The 16,024-nt window shown below is 36.9% G+C and carries 19 protein-coding genes and 2 pseudogenes; 3 read left to right on the plus strand and 18 right to left on the minus strand.

The features are described from left to right. Window positions 1-276: 276 nt before the first annotated feature. From HXT29_RS02980 to HXT29_RS03005, 6 genes and pseudogenes are all read right to left on the minus strand, one after another. Complete coding sequence (locus tag HXT29_RS02980) at window positions 277-1,755, minus strand: Lsa family ABC-F type ribosomal protection protein (RefSeq protein WP_422118242.1); 1,479 nt, start codon at window positions 1,753-1,755, stop codon at window positions 277-279. Between the two features lie 107 nt (window positions 1,756-1,862). Then, a complete protein-coding gene (locus HXT29_RS02985) occupies window positions 1,863-2,147 on the minus strand; it encodes a hypothetical protein (RefSeq protein ID WP_004114737.1) in 285 nt (94 codons plus the stop codon). A 91-nt stretch (window positions 2,148-2,238) separates the two neighbouring features. Next, window positions 2,239-2,607 (minus strand): annotated as a pseudogene (locus HXT29_RS02990) (hypothetical protein); the annotation flags it as partial. Next, the gene (locus tag HXT29_RS02995) at window positions 2,603-2,782 is read right to left on the minus strand and encodes a hypothetical protein (protein ID WP_004104935.1); all 180 of its coding nucleotides are present in this window, start codon (window positions 2,780-2,782) and stop codon (window positions 2,603-2,605) included. The pseudogene HXT29_RS02990 and the gene HXT29_RS02995, both read right to left, overlap by 5 nt. A 267-nt stretch (window positions 2,783-3,049) precedes the next feature. Continuing rightward, window positions 3,050-3,541, minus strand: coding sequence for an NUDIX hydrolase (locus HXT29_RS03000; RefSeq protein WP_004573943.1), 492 nt, complete (start codon window positions 3,539-3,541; stop codon window positions 3,050-3,052). 46 nt (window positions 3,542-3,587) lie between these two features. Continuing rightward, a complete protein-coding gene (locus HXT29_RS03005) occupies window positions 3,588-3,926 on the minus strand; it encodes a hypothetical protein (protein WP_004573940.1) in 339 nt (112 codons plus the stop codon). A 129-nt stretch (window positions 3,927-4,055) separates the two neighbouring features. Between HXT29_RS03005 and HXT29_RS03010 the strand changes: the two genes are divergently transcribed. Then, complete coding sequence (locus tag HXT29_RS03010; protein ID WP_421789387.1) at window positions 4,056-4,859, plus strand: sulfite exporter TauE/SafE family protein; 804 nt, start codon at window positions 4,056-4,058, stop codon at window positions 4,857-4,859. A 740-nt stretch (window positions 4,860-5,599) separates the two neighbouring features. Here the strand turns inward: HXT29_RS03010 and HXT29_RS03015 are convergent. The 10 genes and pseudogenes from HXT29_RS03015 to HXT29_RS03060 form a co-directional block, all read right to left on the minus strand. Next, a complete protein-coding gene (locus HXT29_RS03015; RefSeq protein WP_016788774.1) occupies window positions 5,600-6,211 on the minus strand; it encodes a CadD family cadmium resistance transporter in 612 nt (203 codons plus the stop codon). A gap of 148 nt (window positions 6,212-6,359) precedes the next feature. After that, window positions 6,360-6,638: pseudogene (locus HXT29_RS03020) on the minus strand (hypothetical protein). Between the two features lie 183 nt (window positions 6,639-6,821). Then, window positions 6,822-7,001, minus strand: a complete 180-nt coding sequence (locus tag HXT29_RS03025) for a hypothetical protein (protein ID WP_422118243.1) — start codon at window positions 6,999-7,001, stop codon at window positions 6,822-6,824. Between the two features lie 512 nt (window positions 7,002-7,513). Further along, complete coding sequence (locus tag HXT29_RS03030; protein ID WP_422118459.1) at window positions 7,514-7,777, minus strand: integrase; 264 nt, start codon at window positions 7,775-7,777, stop codon at window positions 7,514-7,516. A 132-nt stretch (window positions 7,778-7,909) separates the two neighbouring features. Continuing rightward, complete coding sequence (locus HXT29_RS03035) at window positions 7,910-8,494, minus strand: DUF7010 family protein (protein ID WP_004111725.1); 585 nt, start codon at window positions 8,492-8,494, stop codon at window positions 7,910-7,912. Window positions 8,495-8,520: 26 nt separating this feature from the next. Then, the gene (locus HXT29_RS03040) at window positions 8,521-8,640 is read right to left on the minus strand and encodes a CD1845 family protein (protein WP_219335409.1); all 120 of its coding nucleotides are present in this window, start codon (window positions 8,638-8,640) and stop codon (window positions 8,521-8,523) included. Between the two features lie 9 nt (window positions 8,641-8,649). After that, a complete protein-coding gene (locus tag HXT29_RS03045; protein ID WP_004111727.1) occupies window positions 8,650-9,084 on the minus strand; it encodes a cytidine deaminase family protein in 435 nt (144 codons plus the stop codon). A gap of 122 nt (window positions 9,085-9,206) precedes the next feature. Beyond that, the gene (locus tag HXT29_RS03050) at window positions 9,207-10,010 is read right to left on the minus strand and encodes a KilA-N domain-containing protein (protein WP_004111730.1); all 804 of its coding nucleotides are present in this window, start codon (window positions 10,008-10,010) and stop codon (window positions 9,207-9,209) included. Window positions 10,011-10,035: 25 nt separating this feature from the next. Further along, window positions 10,036-10,941 carry an exonuclease domain-containing protein gene (locus HXT29_RS03055; RefSeq protein WP_422118244.1) on the minus strand — a complete coding sequence of 302 codons (906 nt, stop codon included), beginning with the start codon at window positions 10,939-10,941 and terminating at the stop codon, window positions 10,036-10,038. A 206-nt stretch (window positions 10,942-11,147) separates the two neighbouring features. Continuing rightward, complete coding sequence (locus tag HXT29_RS03060) at window positions 11,148-11,705, minus strand: TetR/AcrR family transcriptional regulator (RefSeq protein ID WP_061102596.1); 558 nt, start codon at window positions 11,703-11,705, stop codon at window positions 11,148-11,150. Window positions 11,706-11,834: 129 nt separating this feature from the next. On the opposite strand from HXT29_RS03060, the gene HXT29_RS03065 reads away from it, so the two are divergent. Beyond that, window positions 11,835-12,356 (plus strand): HXXEE domain-containing protein, encoded by a 522-nt coding sequence (locus HXT29_RS03065; RefSeq protein WP_422118245.1) that lies wholly within the window; start codon window positions 11,835-11,837, stop codon window positions 12,354-12,356. Between the two features lie 38 nt (window positions 12,357-12,394). After that, window positions 12,395-13,576 carry an alpha/beta hydrolase gene (locus tag HXT29_RS03070; protein WP_061102594.1) on the plus strand — a complete coding sequence of 394 codons (1,182 nt, stop codon included), beginning with the start codon at window positions 12,395-12,397 and terminating at the stop codon, window positions 13,574-13,576. 127 nt (window positions 13,577-13,703) lie between these two features. Here the strand turns inward: HXT29_RS03070 and HXT29_RS03075 are convergent, their stop codons facing one another. Further along, window positions 13,704-13,967, minus strand: coding sequence for a hypothetical protein (locus HXT29_RS03075; protein ID WP_422118246.1), 264 nt, complete (start codon window positions 13,965-13,967; stop codon window positions 13,704-13,706). 478 nt (window positions 13,968-14,445) lie between these two features. After that, a complete protein-coding gene (locus tag HXT29_RS03080; protein WP_422118247.1) occupies window positions 14,446-16,023 on the minus strand; it encodes a recombinase family protein in 1,578 nt (525 codons plus the stop codon). Window position 16,024: the final 1 nt, after the last annotated feature.

Below are 16,024 nucleotides of genomic sequence, written 5' to 3' on the forward strand. Positions count from 1 at the left end.
ACACACTCAAAAACCACGCCAAGCCAGCCTAAAGCCGCCACACGCTAAACCTTTTAACGATAGACCCTGCAAACCCCTGCTACATAAGGGCAAAAATGCACCCACCTATTAAGCCCTTGACATCAATACGACAGTCTCACATGTTTCAAGACTACCCTGATGATAACCATGCATCAAAAAAGAGCCTTAACGTTCGTTGCAGGAGAGAAGCTGACAAGGGGAATGTCGTATGATGATAAAAGTCTAAGGCACTACAAACTGGGATTTGGATTTTACTTAAAATTGTATTATTTTATTAGCGATATCTTCTACAAATCGCTTATCGTGTTCCACAAATATGAGTGTAGGTTTTGCTTCTTTTATAATTTCCTCAATCTGTATTCTTGATATTACATCTATATAATTCAGTGGTTCGTCCCAAACAAATATATGAGCTGGCTTTGATAAACTTACAGCAATTAAAACTTTCTTTTTTTGTCCATCACTATAGTTCTTCATATCCATTTCAAATAATTCTCTTGAAAAATCTAATTTTCTTAGAATTGTTTTACACAATGTTTCATCAACATCTTGCTTGTGAATATATTCATTTAGGCTACCTGTTAAATTAGATGTGTCTTGAGGAATATACGAGATTTTTAAATTACCTGCTAATTTTATCTCACCTGTATACTCGTGATTTATACCTAATAAAATTTTAATCAAGGTTGATTTTCCGCTACCATTACCCCCATATATAGCCACTATGTCGCCTTGCTTTATCTCGAAACTTACATTATTTAGGATCTGTCTCTCTCCATAGCATGATGATAAATTGCTAACCGATATTAGAGGATTTTTATGATGATGTAATGGATGCAATAATAGACTTTCCTTTGTTTCGATATCTTTTAGTAAACTCTGTTTTTCTTCTATTGCCTTGTTTTGTCTATTCTCCAAATTCTTAGATTTTTTCATCATCTTGGCTGATTGATGACCTATATGTCCTTTGTCTGGTTTTACACCTGATACTTTTACACCATTTTTAGTATTTTCAATTTTATCAGACCAAATTTGACTTTGTCTTGCAGACTCTTTTAATCGTTTAATATCTTTTCTTAATCTCTCATTTTGACTAATTTCAAATTGGTCTTTCATCACTTTGTTTTCATACCATGATGTAAAATTTCCCGATTGGACATCAATAGAATTCCTGTTAATAGAAATAACATGATTGATACAACCATCTAAAAAATCTCTATCATGAGATATAAGCAAAAATCCTTTTTTACTTTTCAGATATTCACTTACAATTTTTCTTCCGTCCATATCTAAATGGTTTGTTGGTTCATCAATAAGTAAAAAGCCATCTTCTCTTGTAAACAAAATAGCTAAAAGGATTTTTGTTTGTTCCCCTTTAGAAAGCGTTTCAAACTCTCTGTAAACAAGGTTCTCATCTACATTTAGCAAACTGAGTTCTCTAAATAACTTCCATTCTTCATCATCTGATATTAGTTCTTTATATAACTCAATTCCTAATTTTGAAGTATCGCTTATATTTGGTGGAAATTTAATAAATTCAACATCCTTGCTTATTTTACCTTGATAAGTTTCTTGATTTAAAAGTAACTTAAATAGAGTTGATTTACCGATTCCATTTCTTCCTATCAATCCCGTTTTCCAGTTTGTATCAAAGGAAAACGATACATTTTTAAATATGGGTTTTACATATCCATAATATGAGAAAGTGAGGTTTTCAATTTTAATTACTGACATAAAACGCCTCCCTAAATTATCATTTACCGCCCGGGTGCAAAGTGTGTGCACCTTTTAACGTTTAGTTTTTCATGTATTACTACGGTTATCACTGCTTTGCTTTTCAGTCATTTCAATTCTCGATTAGGTAATTTTCCAGTTCTCAAAGCGACAGTAACAAACTCAACCTCTTGCAAGCACTTCTCGCAAAGTTCATAACCTTCATTGAAGTTCACTCTTGACCTAAATGTGCTAGCAATGAATTCGCATGGTGAGGTGATCCTTTCAACTACACCGCACCGTTCGCACTCAGCATACACATTCCCATCCTTAATCGGAATAAACATTCCATGATCTTTCTCATTTCCCATGACGCTAACATCTTCGAAATCATCAAATTTTACATAGAGCATATACGGCTTCCTCCTTTATCGGTATGTCTATATACGCTCTAATTCCAACTTATATCAAGTTTTATTGCTTCTTTTTTGATCTATATGTCTGCTACTTCGCAATAGCTTTCCCATTAAGACAGTGCACCATGTAATGCGCAAATCCATCGTTTTTACAATTTACCTTCTTCTTATCTGAAACCTCGGTGACACCATTCTCACAATCTACTTCAAGGCTTGCATCCTTGGTGATTGTTCCTTCTAAAATACTCATGCCATTTAACGTATCAAGCGTACAAACATGAGTTACTTCTACGTTTGTTGCTGAAGCCAACCCATTATAACATTTAAGAAAGACATCATCCGCCTTCAAATTAACAACTTCTACCTTGCCATTGTTCACTTCTACATAAAGCTTACCAATCTCAATATCTGTGATGAGCACTTGATTAGAATCAGATTCAACCTCACAAAATTCAATCAGTCTTTCGAAGGACAGTCTTAAGCGAGATCACTGTGACACCAATAACAAAAGAGGTAAAACCAATTCTAATAGCAAGTGTGCCATCCCATATTAAGGCAACCAGCATCGCGATTAAGGCAACCGTCAAGCCGAACATCGCTACTTCACGGCAAAAACGAACGAGCTTGTCCATTATCCTTAAACACCTCCTCGTGCACATACTAATAATCAGGTTTCATTTTACCTTTTGAACTATATTTTACCACCTCACAACCTGGGTGCAAAGTGGCGAATCGACTTGCATGAGCGATTAAAACATAATTCGCGAATGCACTTCGATTCGCTGAGCTTGCTCAAAGTTGAAAGCACAGTGTGCTTTCAACGCAAGCGAAGTACGTTAACATCCTGTGCACTCGACCCTAGAGCGTAGATATCTTCCCCCATACAGCCAAACTTGAATTTATATATCTACTGTTTTAATAAGTTTGATTGCCCTTGATGATACTAACTCGTCTTGGCTCATTTCCAAAAGGCTCTTTTTATCTACCCACTTATAATTAACCGTTTCTCCTTTTTGAAGAGCAATTGCATTTTTCTTACAATCGGTTACGCATAGATATTCAACATAAAGAGAGTGGTAAACATCCTGCACAAATCTTCCGATCTCCATAATATTTGAAGCTTCAATACCTGTTTCTTCTTTTAATTCTCTTACTGCACATTCTAATGGTGTTTCATATTGCAATGCAGAACCACCTGCTGTCAACTCCCACATTCCACCGAATTTCTTTTCAAAATCTCTTTGCATAATAAGGTAAGTACCATCTATATGTTTAACAATTACTTCGCCCACCAAATGATACATGCCGTCAGGAATTGGTTCTCCTCTCACTAATGTAATATTCTTTAATTTATTAAATTCTTTATCATACGCATCCCAAATCTCAGCCATAAAACCCTCCATAAGGCCTGATTGTCAATTTCATTAAATATGAATTTTATCTTTCTCCAGTGGATACAAAGCCATTGTTCACTTCTACATAAAGCTTACCAATCTCAATATCCGTGATGAGCACTTGATTAGAATCAGATTCAACCTCGCAAACTTCCACATCATGTGGCAAACTCACAACAATTTCAGGCATACCCTGAGTAAACCACCTCAGCCAATTCGAAGCTGAAACTTTTTTAGTTTGAATAAGCCTTATAACATTTTGCGCTTCCTCAACCCTCAATATATCTTGTTCACAGTTAACAAAGCTCACACCAAAAGTATCAGCACGTTTCACCGTTAAACGAACATCTTTCGTCTCTGCGATAAACTTCTTATTATCCATTACTTACGTTAATTAGATAAATAAATACATAAATTACAATTGAACTAGTATAGAAATATTCTATTTTTCACATAATATAGTAAAAGTAGTGAATAAAGTACGAGGAGGTAATTTGTGAAGAAAAGATATATGTTGAGAAATATTTTTAAAATCAAATATAATTTCCAGAATATTGTTTTAATCGTTTTCATTGGACTATTAGCAGGTTTCTTATCAGGATTGTTCGGTGTAGGTGGAGGAATGGTGATAGTTCCTGCATTAACTGTTTTTATGAAATTTGATCAGCGTCATGCTACTGCTACTTCTCTTGTTGCCATAATTATAACGTCGCTTTGTGGAAGCATTGTTTACGGTTTAAACGGCAAAGTGTCATTTTTATCAGCATTTTTTCTAATAATAGGTTCAGTTTTCGGATCACAAATTGGGGTATATTTTTCACATATTTTGCCTAAAAAAATATTTCCTTGGTGTTTTATACTTTTTGTATTACTAGTTATATGTTCTAGTCAAATTTGGATTCCGTTAAGAAATGTAGATTTTAATGTTAGTTTTTTAAAAGCTATATGTCTTATATTTATAGGCGTTGTTTCTGGTATTTTTTCAGGTATTTTAGGCGTTGGTGGCGGAGGAATTATAGTGCCATGCGTGCAACTTTTGCTCGGCATGGGAGACCTTATGGCAAGAGGAACTGCTTTGCTTGTCATGCTTCCTACAGCTATAAGTGGTAGTATTGCTAATGCTCGTTACCATTATACTCATTTTACTGAAGGAATTATTATCGGTATTTTTGCGACATTTACTGTAAACTTAGGCGCAATAATTGCGCGCAGTATTTCACCTTTTATATGCAATATATTGTTTTGTATTTTTTTGTTCAGCGTATGCTTACAAATGATATTAAAAACAGGTATTTTAGCTAAGAATAAGCGTTAAATATGTAAAGTCTTTGACTTTTATTTATTTGAAAAAATAGTTTTGAATATAAAAAGTGGGGCTTAGATTTAAGCCCCACGATATAGGAGAATGTTATAAAGTAACTTTTTACAATTATGCCATTTGAGTAACATCTCTTTTTGCTTGTATAAATTTTATTATCATGTTTTTTGCGTAATAAATAATTATGCAAACTATACTGTATATCCTCACTTCACAGGGTGGGTGCAAAGTGGCGAATCGACTTGCATGGGCGCTTTGACAGAGCTTGAAATTGTATAACGCATTTCAAGCTCCTTCAAAGCGTGATTTGGCATGTAAAGTCCAGTGGACTTTACATGCCAAATCAGCCGAACGGCTACTAATAGCCGTGAGGAATAACATAATTCGCGAATGCACTTCGATTCGCTGAGCTTGCTCAAAGTTGAAAGCACAGTGTGCTTTCAACGCAAGCGAAGTACGTTAACATCCTGTGCACTCGACCCTAGAGCGTAGATATCTTCCCCCATACAGCCAAAACACGCTCAAAAACCACAAGAACTCAGCCTAAAGCCGCCACACGCCAAACCTTTTAACCATAGCCCTCACTAAGCCTTGCTGCACAAGGACTAAAATGCACCCACCTAATCAGCCTCCTGCATCTTATAGCACGGTGAAGCGCCGTGACGGTGGGAAGCACCACTTATTTTTCTCGTTTGAGTTTGAACATAAAAATAACAGATAAAGGGAAGGAAATGAATTTACACCACTTTTAGGACTTGACCTATGAAATAATTAATAGTTCCATTTTCAATCAATATATAGAGACCGAGTCCAATAAACACGACAGGTACAATTACTTTTTCGTACTTTTCCACAGTCTCTCCGATAGCAGAAATTGAGGCGAGATTTTGAGATAATTTGCATAGAATCAAAATCCCTAAGGCAAATATTACTAAACTTATACTAATCTCAATCAAACTCTTTCCTGTAAAATAAGGGATATAAATTCCTAAATTATCTCCACCCATTGCCACTGTTAAACTTGTAAATGCTAAGATTTTTGATCCATTTCCGGTAATTTTCCCCTCGATATCTTCTTCATCAATATCTTCATCCACAAAAATTGCTCTTATACCAAGACCTAGCGGAATTAGACCAAGGAGTCCGATAATCCAATCTTGTGGAATAAAATTTAAAAAGTAAGCGGCAATAAGACTAGCCAGTACAAGCAGTCCTGTACCTAAATACTGCCCTACATAAATTGATTTCAAACCTTTCTTTCCTTGACTAGCGAATAAAATAGTCAAAACAACTAAGTAGTCAATGGATGTAGAAACAAAAACTAATAAAGCGGATACTATTGTTTCCATTATTCCTCCTTTCAAAATGTTAAATTTTTTAGACAGACGCACCCTCTTCTCTCCATTGATACTCAACCCGTAACTCTTTTAACAGCAAAAAAGCACGTCAGCGACTTGCTGATATACTTTTATTTTACCTTACACTTTTCCTGTAAGCTTAACACTTTAGTTCCGTTTTGCTCCCATCAAGGAAAGTAAGATCAACCTTTCCATCGTGATGCACAGTTAGATGGTCAACCATGCTAAGCCAGACGTTTTCATCGAACACTGTTAACAAGTCCTGCTTTTTCAAATCCTCGATAAAATATTCAACTTCATCATGCCTCATTTGCTTGTCAACAATGCGAGCTTTTACTCCCTTAAGCCTTTATTCTACAGTATTAAACCTGTTCACTAGACTCGTATATTTTTTCTCATACTCATCCTGGTTCTGCAATTTCCGTGCATGTTCATTGATACAGTTGTTAATCTTTTAACGATTACCCCTAATCACCGGCTAAACAGGACGGACATTGAGCCTGACTTTAAGATTCATAAAAAGAAGTGACTATTACTGACAGAGATCAGTAATAGTCACCCAACGTGAGATATTCAACTATTGACTTGAACCAAACAAAATTCAATCAGTCTTTCGAAGTACAATCTTAAGCGAGATCACTGTGACACCAATAACAAAAGAGGTAAAACCAATTCTAATAGCAAGTGTGCCATCCCATATTAAGGCAACCAGCATCGCGATTAAGGCAACCGTCAAGCCGAATGTCGCTACTTCACGGCAAAAACGAACGAGCTTGTCCATTCCTTAAAAACCTCCTCGTGCACATACTAATAATCAGGTCTCATTCTACCTTTTGAGCTATATTTTCCCACTTCACCAGCTGGGTGCAAAGTGGGTGCACTTTTTAACGTTAACATCCTGTGCACTCGACCCTAAAGCGTAGACATGTTCCCTCATACAGCAAAATCGCGCTCAAAAACCGCAAGAACCCAGCTTAAATCCGCCACACGCTAAACCTTTTAACGATAGACCCTGCAAACCCCTGCTACACAAGGGCAAACTTGCACCCACCTATTAAGCCTTTGACATCAATACGACGGTCTCGACGTGGATTGAGAGAACTCCTAGTATAGCTACACTTTTTTGAGTGCACACTATGGATAGTGGGTGCACTTTTTAACGATAGAAAAAGCTATCATTAAAAAGTTTAAGATTGGCTTGATAGCTTGATTCTTGAGCATAAAAACAGCCTAGAGAGGATTACCCCTAGGCTGACTTTTGTAACATTTCAAACGCTCACATTCTTTTGGCTTTTACGATGCCCTTTCAATATCCACACTAATCTCTGATTTAAAAGTTATACTGAACCTGTCCTCGTAAACTTTTATTTTCCTGATGTACTTTCTTACCAGCTTCTCGTCATACTCACTAATATCGCGACTCTCACTTTTCAGAAAATCTTCCATTTCTCTGATTCGTCTTTTAGCATCTTCTTGACCTGCTTTTTCTATAAGAAGCTGCTGTTTCTTAACTTTAAGCTCATCAATCTCGTTGGCAGTTTTCGTATATAGTTTCATCACGTGTTGGATACAATGAAACCTTAGCTTTGAACTCTGAAACTTTAGCCTTGAATTCTGAAACCTTTTTAGGCATCAAAAAAGACGATATTACTACCGCCTTAATTATTTACACATAACGTATTTAGATTTCTATTTCATAGAAACTTGATCCTTGCTAAGCTCTACAAACTGGGATTTGTTGTAGTTATCTCCCATTTTCTTTAATTCCATATGTAATACACAGGCAAATACTATCTCAATGATACATGCCACAACAGCAACCGTTGTGCCGTTTAATGCACATCCTAAAATCAAGGAAATCATCGGAATGGAAATTGCAGCAACCGTATATCCCTTTGATTGATACAACCATGAATAGGGAAATAAATGTGCTCCAAACACCATAGCGTATACCATAATCATCTTTTCCGGAACCGCACTAAACACCCACATAACGATTAATAAATAAATCATTTGATTTAAGGTGAAAATGAAGCCTAATTGTCCAAGTGGATTTTGTTTTGAAAAGATATCCACCTTTATAAGTTTACCAATGAGCCAAGCCAGCGGTAATAATGGGCATGAACAGCAAAATACCAATAAATTTTTCATATTCATATTGATATTTAAAATTGACACAAGTACTATCAGAAGCCATATAATCACCGATGCCATGATAAATGGCAATCCTTTTTTCTGCTGAATTGTAATTTCTTTTCTTAATTCATCCACCATTTTCTCCTCCAGAAATTTAAATTTACCTACACTGCCTTAATCTTATAATTTATTAATTCAATAAATGCTATCACAGTCGCTCCTATCATCGGAAACCCATAGGGACTAAATATGAAACCGAAATGGCAGTGTGGGCGTCTATACAAGCGGGAGGGTCATTTTGCTTTCGCTTCAGCATATCTATCTTTGCCCCACCAATTTGGCATGAGCTCCTTCAATGTGACAGTCTTCCGCTGTTCAAAGTCCTCCATAATCTCCATTTTTTCATTTTCTTCATTCAATTGATAAAAGAACTCTCTACACGCCCCACAAGGCATACCGCTTCCCGCGCCATAAGGTGCCTTGTCGCGGAATGCGATGAAGCGCTTCACCTTCGTCTGTCCGCTATTCACATACATATTAAGAGCGGCTACGCGCTCTGCGCACAAATTAAGAACCCCACTGCAGCTCTCAATGCAGAAACCCGTGAAAATTTCTCCGTTTTCAGCTTCTATTGCACATACAACATGATGTGCGTAAACGAATGGAGAAACTTCCTCCGGATGAAATTGTGTCTTCACCTTTTCATACATTGTATCCCAAATATCCATATATTCCTTTTCTCCTAAAATACCTGAATTTATCGCATAGGCCTTCCTATTTGAATATAGTTTTCTGGTATACGAAACTCTTCTTGAGACACCGCCACTGTTTCCCAATGATACGACGCAGCTTATTGTAATTTTTTAATTGATTCACTTTCAGACAGTATCCTCATTTGTTCAATAGCTATTGCATTTAATTTCTCCAATCTTTCAGATTGACTCATACCTTCATTTATAAATACAGCATTAAGATTCTCAAGATTAGAAAGGCAAACAAGCTGAGATATATCTGCATAATCTCTAATATTGCCTTTTAAATCCGGATTTTCATCACGCCACTCTTTAGCTGTTATTCCAAATAAAGAAACATTAAGAATATCCGCTTCATTTGCATAAATAAAATTGATTTTTTCTTTTGAAAGTTTATCTGGTACAAGTTTGTTCTTAATGGCATTTGTGTGAATTCTATAATTGATTTTTGCCAAATTTCTTTTAATATCCCATCCTAGCTTCTTCTGTTCTTCTTCCTTTAGACGTTCAAATTCTTTGATTAAATATAATTTAAAGTATGGCGATACCCAAGAAGCAAACTCAAACGCTATATCTTTATGAGCATAAGTTCCACCATATCTTCCCGCTCTAGCAACAATACCGACAGAATTGGTTTTCCACACCCATTGCTTAACAGATAATATAAAACGGTTAAGTCCTGCTTCATTTTTAATTCCCTCGAATTCGGTGGAATTAAAATTCGTGTTATACATTTCTTCCCAAATACCTAGAAACTCTATCGTATTCTTATTCCTAAGCCACTTTTCAATCAAAGCAGAACCGTTATCAATATTTCTAACCATATCCGTTAAAGAAATATAATCTCTATTGTCAATGGCAATAATGCTGATTTCTGAACCTTCAACATTTATTTTAGACACGTAATCACCTCTCAATCATCCAACTTCACACATTTAGCAAATCATAGAAAGTCCGCTCATCTATGATTTCTATATCTTGACCCTCAAGCTTGAGCTTTTCTGCTTTTTTATGCTTTGATGACTTTTCACCTTTAAGAATTGCATTGTAGTCATTGTCACCAAGGATCAGATAGTTCGTCTGCTTATTCACGCTATTATCTAAGACACCGCCGAGATTCACTACAATCTGCATCGCATCTTTGCGAAGCATTTTCTCAAGCTTACCAGTGAAAACCACATGTCGATTATAGAAAAATCCATCTTCATCAATGACCGCTTCAGTAGGCTTAATGGCTTTGATATCTATTCCTTTGCCGCCGTGGCTTTCGCCGGCGATCCATAAATCTTCAATAGCGAGATTCTTCTCAGCCATACTAGCTTTTACAGCATCATATAGTTCTTTCGTTGATGTGCAGTCTGATAAAGCACGGTGTTCATTATTGTGTAAGCCTAAGTAGTCAGTTAAATCGGAGAGTCTGTGATGCTTCAACTCAGGATACAGTTTACGAGCAAATTGCATCGTATCCATATACTGATTAGACAATTGTTCCTTAAAGCCTTCATTCAAAAAACGCATATCAAAAGAGGTGTTATGACCAAGGATAATGTCATCACCTATGAACGAGAGTACATCCGTTTTAACACTGTCTATAGATGGCATACCTTCCAGCATGTCATTAGTTATTCCTGTTAATGCTGTAATAAAATCGTCTATGTCAAAGTTTGGTTTAATCAACTGGTCATAACGATCTACAATTTCATTGTTCCTGACCCTTAAAATACCAATTTCAATAATTTCATCGTAATACGCAGATAAGCCGGTCGTTTCGGTATCCAGCACACAGTAATCATCAATGAGTTGCTTAGTGTAATTTGAGCTTGAATTGGACATAAAAAGCACCTCCTTCACCTATTGAAATGAGCTCTTACAAATTTATCTTCTAATACTCATTATATCTTGAAATCTAAGTGCCTTAAACATAAAAACAGGTCGATTGTAATCCTCGACCTGCTGTTTTAACTATTTTTTATAAAGATTTTGTCAGCCTTTTTCGCGCAATTACTAACGTTAGTGTATCAGATTAACTATTAAAAAACTCAAGAATTAGATGCAATTATTTGTAGCATCATTTTAGATATTTCTTTTGGAGACGGGCGATTTTCCATTTGCATCCATTCGGAAAGAAGGTTCCAAAGTGCACCAGCACTGACAAGCAGTGCAGCTTTCTTTTCAAAGATGCTTTCGTACAAATTTTGATTTCCACGAACGGTATCATGAATCACAGGTAAGACCTGGTTGAATTCTTCCAGCAGATAATAGAACAGATGATTCCGTTGCAAAAGACGCAAAAAGTCGATCTGTTTCTCCCAAAAGGTAAAAAATACTTCCACAATCTGCTCCAGTGTATAGTGCTCGTCTTTTTGAAAATAAGTAATGTAGTCCTCACATCTTTCTAAGAAGCATTGCTGTAATACCTGTTCCTTCGAATCAAAAATCCGATAAAAAGTTCTCCTTGATAAAAGTGCATGTTCGGCGATTTCTGTTACGGTAATACGAGCGTAGTCTTTTTGGCTCATTAGATCCAACAAGGACTGCATCAACCATTGACGGGATTGCTCAGCGATGGGATTCTTTTCCTTTTCTACCAAACTCATTTTGGTCCTCCTGTCACACTTTTTCGGGATTGTAGCACTTGAAACGCTTCCATTAACAATCATGTCTTTTTGAATATAATATAAATGAGAAAGTGACACAAGTGAGACAGATAAAGGAGGCTCAATTTTATGAATACAATAAATACGATTGTTTGGCTGTTCCCGGTTATTTTTATGCTGCATGACTTCGAGGAGATTATTTTTGTGGAGGCATGGAAACGGAAATATAAAAGAAAAATACAAACAACAAAAATGAAGAAGACTCCATTTGCCGATTTGGGAAGCACCCCGTCATTTTCCATTGGTGTATTGATTGAATTTTTCATTATTTCAGCTTTATCGCTCTATGCTTGTATCTTTGATTGGTACTTTCTGTGGCTGGGATTATTTTTTGGATTTACCATTCACCTGATTGTGCATTGTATGTTGGCGTTGCAATTTAAAGGCTATGTACCCGGAGTGGTTACCGCAGTTCCATTCCTTCCGTTTTGCTTTTATATCCTTTGGGTTTCAAATAAATTCCTTTCTTTTACCACAGCTCAACTATGGATCAGTTGTGTAGTAGGCGCTATTTTGATGCTCTTAATGGTAGCTGTTTTGCATAGATGTATGAAATCGTTTGAAACTTTTATCAAGGAGTGGGAAGTTTAATTAACCACAAATAGCAAATTTTTAAGGAGGTCTTTTGCATGGAGTTGGAATTTAAACAAGGTATGTATCACCTAAATCCTGATCCTAATTTTAACTTTCAGCTTAACCGCGTCATTCTTTGGGATGGCGGGGATTTAAACGATGTGATGCAGGCTGCCAAAAGGATTACAGACAGCACAAGCTGGAAGCAGGAAATGATTTACCTTGGGGATCATGCACTCTCTCAAAACAGAATCCCTCAGGCAATTGCATATTACCAGATGAGCGAATTTTTTGATGGAAATCCTAGTAACAAGGAATACTATATAAAAGCCACGGAACTGTTTTATGAGTATTACCATTCTTATTTCGATGAGGGACGTGTCCAGAAAATTCAGGTTCCATATGAAGATGTTATGCTGCCAATCATGGTTGCAAAAACTCAAAAACAATGTAAGGGCACCATTCTTTTACACGGTGGTAACGATTCATGCTTTGAGGAAATGTTTTTGCCGATGTTATATCTTTCTGAACACGGGTATGATGTATATCTATTTGAAGGTCCTGGACAAGGCAACGTTCTTCGTGTTCAAGGGAAACACTTTACATATGCTTGGGAACGTCCGGTCAAAGCAATATTAGATTTCTTTCACTTGAATGACGTCATTATTATTGGTGTTTCTTTGGGAGCTATGCTGGCCCTGCGTGCTGCTGCATTTGACAAGAGAATTACAAGGGCTGTATCTTGGTCTGTTTTTCCGGACTTTCTTGACGTGGTTCTCGACCAAATACCAAAAAAGGTAGCCAGTATCGTTCGGTTTATGTTGAAACATAATTTCCGCATCGTTCTCAGCCCTATTCTTTGCATGATGAAATTGATACGGAAGAATGACCCATTATTTCAATGGGGTGTCAATCATGGAATGTACGCCTATGGAGCTGACAGCATTTATGATTATCTGAAGAAAGTGAGTAAATATCAGATCATGGATGTGGCCTCCATGATTGACCAAGATGTATTGATTCTTGGTGCCAACCAAGACCACCTCGTTGATTACCGAATGATCGGCAAAGAAATCAACGCACTTACCAATGCGGACTCTCTCACATTTCGCCTTTTTACTGAAAAAGAAAATGCGGGAAATCATTGCAATTTAGGAAATGCCAAACTGGCTTTAGATGTGATACTGCAATGGTTGACATTTTTAAAACAGCGTGATTTAGAAGTTAGGAAGAATTGAATTCATTTCAAGAATCTCATGTACATCTATCCTATTATACTCAACGTGTAACTCTTTTAACAGCAAAAAAGCACGTCAGCAGCTTGCTGATATGCTTTTATTTTGCCTTCTAACATTTCCTATAAGCTTAACGCTTTAATTCTGTTTTGCTCCCATCAAGGAAGATAAACTCAACCTTTCCATCTTTATGCACGCATAGATAGTCAACCATGCTCAGCCAGACGTTTTCATCGAACGCTGTTAACAAGTCCTGCTTTTTCAAGTCCTCGATAAAATATTCAACCTCATCGCGCCTCGCTTGCTTTTCAACAATACCGGCTTTGACTTTCTTAAGCCTTGACTCTACCGTATTAAACCTGTTCACTAAACTCGCATATTTTTTCTCACACATATGCTACGGTACATTTCCTTCTGCATAAATTTTCCCACTTCACAGGGTGGGTGCAAAGTGTGTGCACTTTTTAACGTTAACATCCTGTGCACTCGACCCTACACCGTTGACATGTTCCCTCAAACAGCAAAATCGCACTCAAAAACCGCAAGAACCCAGCTTAAAACTGCCACGCATTAAACCTTTTAACGATAGCCCTCGCAAACCCCTGCTACACAAGGGCAAAATGCACCCACCTATTAAGCCTTTGACATCAATACGACGGTCTCGACGTGGATTGAGAGAACTCCTAGTATAGCTACACTTTTTTGAGTGCACACTATGGATAGTGGGTGCACTTTTTAACGATAGAAAAAGCTATCATTAAAAAGTTTAAGATTGGCTTGATAGCTTGATTCTTGAGCATAAAAACAGCCTAGAGAGGATTACCCCTAGGCTGACTTTTGTAACATTTCAAACGCTCACATTCTTTTGGCTTTTACGATGCCCTTTCAATATCCACACTAATCTCTGATTTAAAAGTTATACTGAACCTGTCCTCGTAAACTTTTATTTTCCTGATGTACTTTCTTACCAGCTTCTCGTCATACTCACTAATATCGCGACTCTCACTTTTCAGAAAATCTTCCATTTCTCTGATTCGTCTTTTAGCATCTTCTTGACCTGCTTTTTCTATAAGAAGCTGCTGTTTCTTAACTTTAAGCTCATCAATCTCGTTGGCAGTTTTCGTGTAGTCTTTTTTAGCTTTAAGCAAGGTTAATAGTATCGCTTGTTTATCTGCAATTCTTTTATCAACCGTTTCAATCTCGCTTAAGTTATTGCCCGCGATAATTTCTCTAATATTATTCTTCAACATGTCTAATACTTCATCCGATATACTAAACACCTTGTTTATGGCTTTCACTATGGCAGACTGCAGCTCTTCCTCTTTTACTGTCGGAGCATCGCAAGCACTAGGACCATTTTCCCATCTGGTACAACAACGCCAAACAACAGATCGTACTCCTCGGTTGTTCCAAGCAATTCTTCTGTAAACATCCCCACATTTAGAACAAACACACAGGCTGGATAAAGCGTACTTACTGGAATAAACTCTCCTTTTTTTGTTCTCCTCACCACTAAACATGTTGGCTCGTCTTACCATTTCTTCTTGAACTTTAAAGAAAATATCTCTTGGAATAATAGACGCGTGGCTATCTTTTACATAATACTGTGGTTCTGTTCCATCATTTTTTATACGAACATGGTTAATAAAATCTGTCGTAATAGTTTTTTGTAAAAGAGCATCACCAATATATTTTTCGTTTTGCAAAATGGTTTTAATATTAGACAAGTGCCATTTTAAATGCCCGGCACCGTTTTTAATGCCGTCTTTTTCAAGGCCCTCCGCTATGTCTCTAAGACTTGCTCCTTCTAAATATTCTCTATAAATTCTTCTTACGACTTTTGCTTCCTGTTCAAGAATTACAAGATTCCCTTCATCGTCTTTTGTGTATCCTAAAAACCAGTTATGGTTGATTTGCACTTTGCCTTCCTGGTAGCGGAACTTAAGTCCAAGCTTCACATTCTGAGAAAGCGACGCGGATTCCTGTTGAGCTAAAGAAGCCATGATAGTAAGCAATAGTTCTCCGCTTGCTTCCATGGTGTTGATGTTTTCTTTTTCAAAAATGATCGGAATGTTTTTGTCTTTCAACTGTCTAACAAATTTTAAACAGTCGATAGTGTTTCTCGCAAAACGGCTAATCGACTTAGTGATAACCATGTCTACTTTGCCACTCATGCAATCGTGGATCATGTCGTTGAAACCGACACGTTTTTTCGTGCTGGTTCCTGAAATACCGTCATCAGCGTAAATGCCAGCAAACTCCCAGAGAGGATTTCTTGAAATATAATCCGTATAATGCTGAACTTGCGTGTCATAACTTGTTGCCTGTTCTTCACTGTCAGTACTGACACGACAATACGCTACTACTCTTAACTTCGGCTTATCTTTATGCTTATCTACCGTATTCCCCGCTATTTTTCTTGGTGGAATAATTGTAACGTTGGCATTCATT

It is taken from the genome of Gardnerella sp. DNF00550, from assembly GCF_049262685.1.
GTDB classification, from domain to species: Bacteria; Actinomycetota; Actinomycetes; order Actinomycetales; family Bifidobacteriaceae; genus Bifidobacterium; species Bifidobacterium leopoldii.

Excerpts from the sequence above, each read along its gene's own strand:
- HXT29_RS02985 (WP_004114737.1), bottom strand. The coding sequence starts at position 2,147 with ATGCTCTATGTAAAATTTGATGATTTCGAAGATGTTAGCGTCATGGGA.
- HXT29_RS03030 (WP_422118459.1), bottom strand. The coding sequence starts at position 7,777 with ATGAAACTATATACGAAAACTGCCAACGAGATTGATGAGCTTAAAGTT.
- HXT29_RS03070 (WP_061102594.1), top strand. The coding sequence starts at position 12,395 with ATGGAGTTGGAATTTAAACAAGGTATGTATCACCTAAATCCTGATCCT.
- HXT29_RS02995 (WP_004104935.1), bottom strand. The coding sequence starts at position 2,782 with ATGGACAAGCTCGTTCGTTTTTGCCGTGAAGTAGCGATGTTCGGCTTG.
- HXT29_RS03005 (WP_004573940.1), bottom strand. The coding sequence starts at position 3,926 with ATGGATAATAAGAAGTTTATCGCAGAGACGAAAGATGTTCGTTTAACG.
- HXT29_RS03045 (WP_004111727.1), bottom strand. The coding sequence starts at position 9,084 with ATGGATATTTGGGATACAATGTATGAAAAGGTGAAGACACAATTTCAT.
- HXT29_RS03060 (WP_061102596.1), bottom strand. The coding sequence starts at position 11,705 with ATGAGTTTGGTAGAAAAGGAAAAGAATCCCATCGCTGAGCAATCCCGT.
- HXT29_RS03035 (WP_004111725.1), bottom strand. The coding sequence starts at position 8,494 with ATGGTGGATGAATTAAGAAAAGAAATTACAATTCAGCAGAAAAAAGGA.
- HXT29_RS03080 (WP_422118247.1), bottom strand. The coding sequence starts at position 16,023 with ATGAATGCCAACGTTACAATTATTCCACCAAGAAAAATAGCGGGGAAT.
- HXT29_RS03055 (WP_422118244.1), bottom strand. The coding sequence starts at position 10,941 with ATGTCCAATTCAAGCTCAAATTACACTAAGCAACTCATTGATGATTAC.
- HXT29_RS02980 (WP_422118242.1), bottom strand. The coding sequence starts at position 1,755 with ATGTCAGTAATTAAAATTGAAAACCTCACTTTCTCATATTATGGATAT.
- HXT29_RS03000 (WP_004573943.1), bottom strand. The coding sequence starts at position 3,541 with ATGGCTGAGATTTGGGATGCGTATGATAAAGAATTTAATAAATTAAAG.
- HXT29_RS03025 (WP_422118243.1), bottom strand. The coding sequence starts at position 7,001 with ATGGACAAGCTCGTTCGTTTTTGCCGTGAAGTAGCGACATTCGGCTTG.
- HXT29_RS03015 (WP_016788774.1), bottom strand. The coding sequence starts at position 6,211 with ATGGAAACAATAGTATCCGCTTTATTAGTTTTTGTTTCTACATCCATT.
- HXT29_RS03010 (WP_421789387.1), top strand. The coding sequence starts at position 4,056 with ATGTTGAGAAATATTTTTAAAATCAAATATAATTTCCAGAATATTGTT.
- HXT29_RS03075 (WP_422118246.1), bottom strand. The coding sequence starts at position 13,967 with ATGTGTGAGAAAAAATATGCGAGTTTAGTGAACAGGTTTAATACGGTA.
- HXT29_RS03065 (WP_422118245.1), top strand. The coding sequence starts at position 11,835 with ATGAATACAATAAATACGATTGTTTGGCTGTTCCCGGTTATTTTTATG.